This is a genomic window from Parasporobacterium paucivorans DSM 15970 (assembly GCF_900141895.1).
Classification (GTDB): domain Bacteria; phylum Bacillota; class Clostridia; order Lachnospirales; family Lachnospiraceae; genus Parasporobacterium; species Parasporobacterium paucivorans.
On sequence record NZ_FQYT01000039.1, the window covers coordinates 1 to 5598 of the forward strand.

A 5598-nucleotide genomic window follows, 5' to 3' on the forward strand; every position below is an offset into this window, starting at 1 on the left:
AATCATATGGCGGAGCTTGGTATCCCGAACCCTTAAGCTGCCACTGCAGACCGGACAGCAGGAAACTTCTTTACTCTTGATGAAAAATATGTGTATCTGTATTGAAGAGTTTTTCGTATTGTGCTACTATAATCATGTTTATTGGGACCACAATACGAAATCAATCTTTGGTAGGGGAGAAATCGTATTGTGGTTTTTCCTGTTCACCTCAATGCCTATTTGATAATGGCATTATAATACGATATCAATGGACAAAACAAGAGAGCAAAAATATCTGACCATGGACAATGTGAGTGAGCAGTGGCAGGTCAGATCAAGGAGTCAAAAACAATGGAAGTTTTGAAGGAATGCGAAATGGCAGATATTTTACTGATATGACAGAAGAAAAGTTAGCATGTGTTTTGGAGAAAATACGTGGGATTATCATCATAAGGCAGTGGATTACTTCAGATGTAAGAGCGGGAAGGGAAGATGAGAATTGGTTGAATCTGATTTTAAGAAAAGTAGATTAGAAAGAAATAATATGCTACCGGAGACGGACAATCTACCAGTTCATCTTTTGGCTGGAATATTTAAGGACAAGAACCAAAGTTATAAATTATTTTGGTTTCAGGCTATTTTAGATTTTGTATCGGATGGAAAATTTGTTGTAACTTATGAACAGTTGATTCATAAAATGGTGGCACAAGCTTGGTATATGGTTATGGAATACCATTTAAATCTTGGACCCGCAGATGCATTGGAAATTTTAATAAATCAAGTACGCAGTACATCTGGTTTATTGCCGACCGCAAAGGAAAAGGACGTTATACAATTTCTTATAACCAGCGAAGATGAAAACATCAAAAAGGCGAAGCAAAAATTGGTTTTAAATGTTCCATACCGATTACAGGCACCATTTTTAGGAAAATTAACAGAAAGTGAATGGCATGATTATCATTTTATTGAGGAGAGGGCAAAGCAAAATGATAGATTACTTTATTACTATGAGCAACTATCCGTTAAAGAACGTCAGATTCGAATAAATGAAAATTGGATTGGTTATTTGCAGAAAAATGAGGCCATTCTACGTGGATGGATTCAAAATGAACTAATACAATATTTGCAAAGAAGAAATCCGAATGTGCCTGGAATTCCATTTAAAATTCATCCTCCGGAAAAACGAGATTTAAAAGCGGCGATGAATTTCTGGAGCGCTGTGATAGAACATCATGAGATGAATGACATATATACTGGAAAATTATTGAACAGTGAAAATTTTGATGAACTTGGTAGAATACATATTGATCATTTCGTTCCATGGTCTTATCTTGCAAGTGATGAAGTGTGGAACTTAACTCCTACTTTTGCGAAGATTAATATTAGTAAAAGTAATCAGGTACCGAATCAAAAAAATGATATTGAACTGTTATCAAAACAGCATTATATGGCATTACAGATTGCACAGAGTAATAAAGAAATTAAAAGGCTTTTTGAAACATATACAAGAAAAAATCTGAACAGTACTGATATAAAAAGTCGGCTATATTCGTGTGAAATTTCAGAAGAAATATTTACTGAAAATATGGTGACATTAATCGAACCAATCTGTCATTCGGCAAAAAATCTTGGATTTATGGAATGGGTAAATAGAGGATTTATTACAAGCGTGCTTTAAAATTAATAATTTAAAGTACGCTTGCAATTTCTAATATGGATATGTAGAAGTTTTCAACAAATTGAATAGTAATAAAATATTTGACTTTTATGCATATAAGTATTAATATAATATGCATAAAAGTCAAATTTGGTTTCAATGTTTTTAAGTAAGATTTTATTTTAGAGAGAAGGTGAGATATGTCAAATGCAGAGATGATATTAGAGATGGTAGAAAAGAATAATGGAGTGATAACGGCAGCTGAGGTAACCAAAGCGGGTATTTCCAGAGGGAGTCTAAAACATCTAGTGGATTCTGGTGTATTAGAACATGCTTCTCGAGGTGTGTATCAGTTGGCAGAAGTGTGGGATGATGAGATGTATCAACTGCAAATCAGATACAAAAAGGGTATTTTTTCAGGAGAAACAGCACTTTTTCTAAGTGATTTGACGGACAGAACACCAATACGATTTCAAATGACATTTCCACTAAAATATAATATTAGTGCATTAAAAAGGGAAAATGTTAAATGTAATCGTACCAAACCAGAGTGGTATGAACTAGGAGTGATTCAGTTAAAAACACCAGGAGGCAACTTTGTGAGTGCTTATTCTATGGAAAAAACGCTTTGCGATATATTAAGAACTCAAAATGATGTAGATATCCAAGTGGTTTCAGAAGCATTTAAAAGATATGCAAAACGATTGAATAAAAATATCCCTTTATTGTCAGAATATGCAAAAAAATTACATGTAGAAAAAAGGCTTAGAGCTTATTTGGAGGTACTTTTATGAAAAATGCAATGCAACTGAAAGCAATCATTAAAAATATTGCAATTGAAAAAAGTATTTCAGCGCAGCTGGTTATGCAGAATTTTATGTTAGAAAGATTTTTGGAAAGGGTTTCGGTTTCCAAATATCAGGACTCTTTTATTTTAAAAGGGGGATTTTTAATTGCTGCTATGGTAGGACTTGATTCCAGGGCGACCATGGATATGGATGCAACAATTAAGGGGATGCCAGTTACAGAAGATACAGTAAAAAAAATGTTTATAGAAATATGCGATATACCACTGCAAGATGATGTAACTTTTTCTTTTATTAGTATAGGAGATATTCGAGAGGATGATGAGTATTCGGGATTTCGGGTATCTCTTTCGGCACATTTTCCGCCAATGGCAGTTCCATTGAAACTTGACATTACAACTGGAGATAAAATCACGCCGAAGGAAATCAGTTATGAATTTAAACTTTTACTAGAGGATAGAAGTATACGGGTTTTAGCGTATAATCTGGAAACAGTTTTGGCAGAAAAATTGGAAACGATTATATCTCGTGGAAACCAGAATACAAGACCAAGAGATTTCTATGATGTTTATATTCTTAGTAAGTTGCAATCGAATAGTATAGAAATAGAACAGTTGAAGAGTGCAATACAGGCAACAGCAGAAAAAAGAGGTTCAGGCTTGATTTTGACTAATTATAAAGCTATATTAGAAGCGATTCAGACCAGTGAAATAATGCAAAATCACTGGAGACGTTATCAAAAAGATTTTGAATATGCAAATAATATTTCTTTCGAAGATACCTGTATTTCAGTAAGCAACTTGATGGAACAACTTTTTGAATCGAATTAACTTAGTATTCTTCAGAAAAGCTAGGCAGTGACTGGTAGGTGTGTTATCTATTACGAATATACAAAAAGTATTTTTGAATATCGTTGAAAATTGCTTTGGTGGAATGCATTACCACTCATGTCTTAAACAATTAAGAGAATTATCCGATAATATAATTGCCCCTCTAAACCATTCTAACCTTACGCTTTGACAAGTTTACCTTATTGTGTTTAAAACGTAAACGGTAAATATTCGGTACCTCGCTCCTAGTTAGTTTTTTGAGATAATAATTCATAGCTTTAAAAACTACAAGTTTTTCTGAGGTACTTATTCTAATTCTATGGATAAAATCACTCATGAAATGCGGATTGCCCAGTGAACTTTTATTACCCGGAAATGCAACAATAGTGTCATGTCATTGTTGTTGTGGAACTAAATACAGAGATGCTGATTTGTATTGTTTGTGTGATAATAATAGGTAACTGATTAGCGGTAGGGGTATATCTTCTATTCCGATCATGGCTGGAAAGGTGGAGGTTATCCTCATAAAAATCCCAACCAATTTTAAAAGCCGAGTGAAACTTCATAGTTTTATTATGAGATTAGTAGATATTTCATATACTATTACCATTTCATGTCATATAATATACCTAGAATAATAATCCCCTTATTATTCGTATATATCCCCTCAAAGGCATTCTGGAAACAGGGTGTCTTTTTAATTTAAGCATTTAAAAAAATCAAAAAATACTACATACTATGTACTTCTTAAAATATGTATATACAGGAGATGATAAGTCGGAATTGGATAGGTTACAATTAATTGGACAGTTATTTTAAGGGCGTGTAAAATAAAATTATTAAATATGAGGAGCCCCCACCATGACTGATGAAAAACGCCTTCGTCGTACATATACGGACGAGTTCAAAAACCAAGTAATACAATTATACAAGAACGGAAAACGCAAGTGCGATATTGTCCGGGAATACGACATTGCCCATTCCCTCCTTGATAAATGGATCAAGCAGGCAGACAATAGCGGTTCTTTCAAAGAAAAGGACAACCTCACTCCTGAGCAGAAGGAACTCAACGAGCTCCGCAAGCGTAATAAGCAGCTCGAAATGGAGAACGACATTTTAAAGCAGGCAGCGCTGATCTTTGGACGAAAGTAAATGTGATTCGTAACAATACCCACAAATACTCGGTATCAGCAATGTGCACAGTCCTACAAATCTCAAGAAGCACTTATTATTATGAGGCAAAGCAGAAGCCAGATGAAACGGTCCTGGTAACGGAAATCATAAGAATTTTCAAAGAGAGCCGTTGTAATTATGGAACCAGGAAAATCAAAGTAGACCTTAAGAAAGCTGGCATTATAGCTTCTCGTCGAAAAATCGGAAGAATCATGAAGCAGGAAGGTCTTGTGTCAAAATACACCGTGGCCCAGTTCAGGCCACATGTGGATAAATGCAACGAATCCAAAGCTACGAACCTGGTTAACCGCGAATTCGATAACCAACCACAGTATAACGTGGTTGTAAGCGATTTGACGTACGTCAGAGTCGGCAGGAGCTGGAATTATATCTGCTTGCTCATTGACCTCTTCAATCGTGAAATAATCGGCTATAGCGCTGGCAAAAACAAGGATGCCGCCCTGGTCAGCAAAGCTTTTGCCCGGGTGAATGTCAACCTCAACAATATCAATATATTTCATACGGACAGAGGAAATGAGTTCAAAAACAAGCTGCTGGATGAGACCTTGGAAGCCTTTGATATTAAGCGTTCTCTCAGCATGAAAGGCTGCCCATATGATAATGCTGTTGCTGAAGCAAGCTTCAAAATCATAAAAACAGAATTCGTAAAACACAACACCTTCGAAACATTGGAAGAACTGCACTACGAATTAGCAGATTACGTAAACTGGTTCAACAAGCTCCGGATTCATTCGTCGTTAGATTATTTGACTCCGGCCGAGTACAGGATCAACACCCTTAAAAAAGTTGTCTAGATTACTGTTGACTATAGTGGGTCAGTTGTCAAGACAAAAACATCGACATTTCTTAATGAACCGATATGATTAACATGTTGCTTGGGGAGATGTAGTGGAACACTCCCCAGATATATGCATCAAGCCACATAGTCCAAAAGCATTGCTGGATAGTAGCGTTCTGCCGGAGTTTGATAATTGATGGATGAATGGCATCTTTCAAAGTTGTAAGTATGGATATAACTGCCGATTGCAGACCTGGCTTCCCGGATATTGTTATATTGTGTCAGGTATGCTTCCTCATATTTGAAGCTGCGGAACCACCGCTCAATCATGATGTTATCCGCCCAGCGCCCTTT

At 35.8% G+C, this 5598-nt stretch carries 5 protein-coding genes; 4 read left to right on the forward strand and 1 reads right to left on the reverse strand.

What is annotated here, in order from left to right; translation table 11 throughout:
- Positions 1 to 478: 478 nt before the first annotated feature.
- The 4 genes from BUA79_RS11955 (at position 479) to BUA79_RS11975 (ending at position 5260) form a co-directional block, all read left to right on the forward strand.
- Complete coding sequence (locus BUA79_RS11955; protein WP_073994643.1) at positions 479 to 1657, forward strand: HNH endonuclease domain-containing protein; 1179 nt, start codon at positions 479 to 481, stop codon at positions 1655 to 1657.
- 179 nt (positions 1658 to 1836) lie between these two features.
- Positions 1837 to 2430 carry a type IV toxin-antitoxin system AbiEi family antitoxin domain-containing protein gene (locus BUA79_RS11960; protein WP_073994644.1) on the forward strand — a complete coding sequence of 198 codons (594 nt, stop codon included), beginning with the start codon at positions 1837 to 1839 and terminating at the stop codon, positions 2428 to 2430.
- Positions 2427 to 3272, forward strand: a complete 846-nt coding sequence (locus tag BUA79_RS11965; protein ID WP_178138605.1) for a nucleotidyl transferase AbiEii/AbiGii toxin family protein — start codon at positions 2427 to 2429, stop codon at positions 3270 to 3272. The genes BUA79_RS11960 and BUA79_RS11965 overlap by 4 nt, the downstream gene beginning before the upstream one ends.
- Positions 3273 to 4133: 861 nt before the next feature.
- Positions 4134 to 5260, forward strand: a protein-coding gene (locus tag BUA79_RS11975; protein ID WP_094757457.1) for an IS3 family transposase whose coding sequence is annotated in 2 segments (ribosomal slippage) — positions 4134 to 4401 and positions 4401 to 5260 — 1128 coding nt in all. Because the reading frame shifts where the segments join, the coding sequence is not laid out codon by codon here.
- A gap of 119 nt (positions 5261 to 5379) precedes the next feature.
- Here BUA79_RS11975 and BUA79_RS11980 read toward each other — a convergent pair.
- A partial coding sequence (locus BUA79_RS11980) for an integrase core domain-containing protein (protein WP_143147926.1) occupies positions 5380 to 5598 on the reverse strand: 219 nt, incomplete at its 5' end.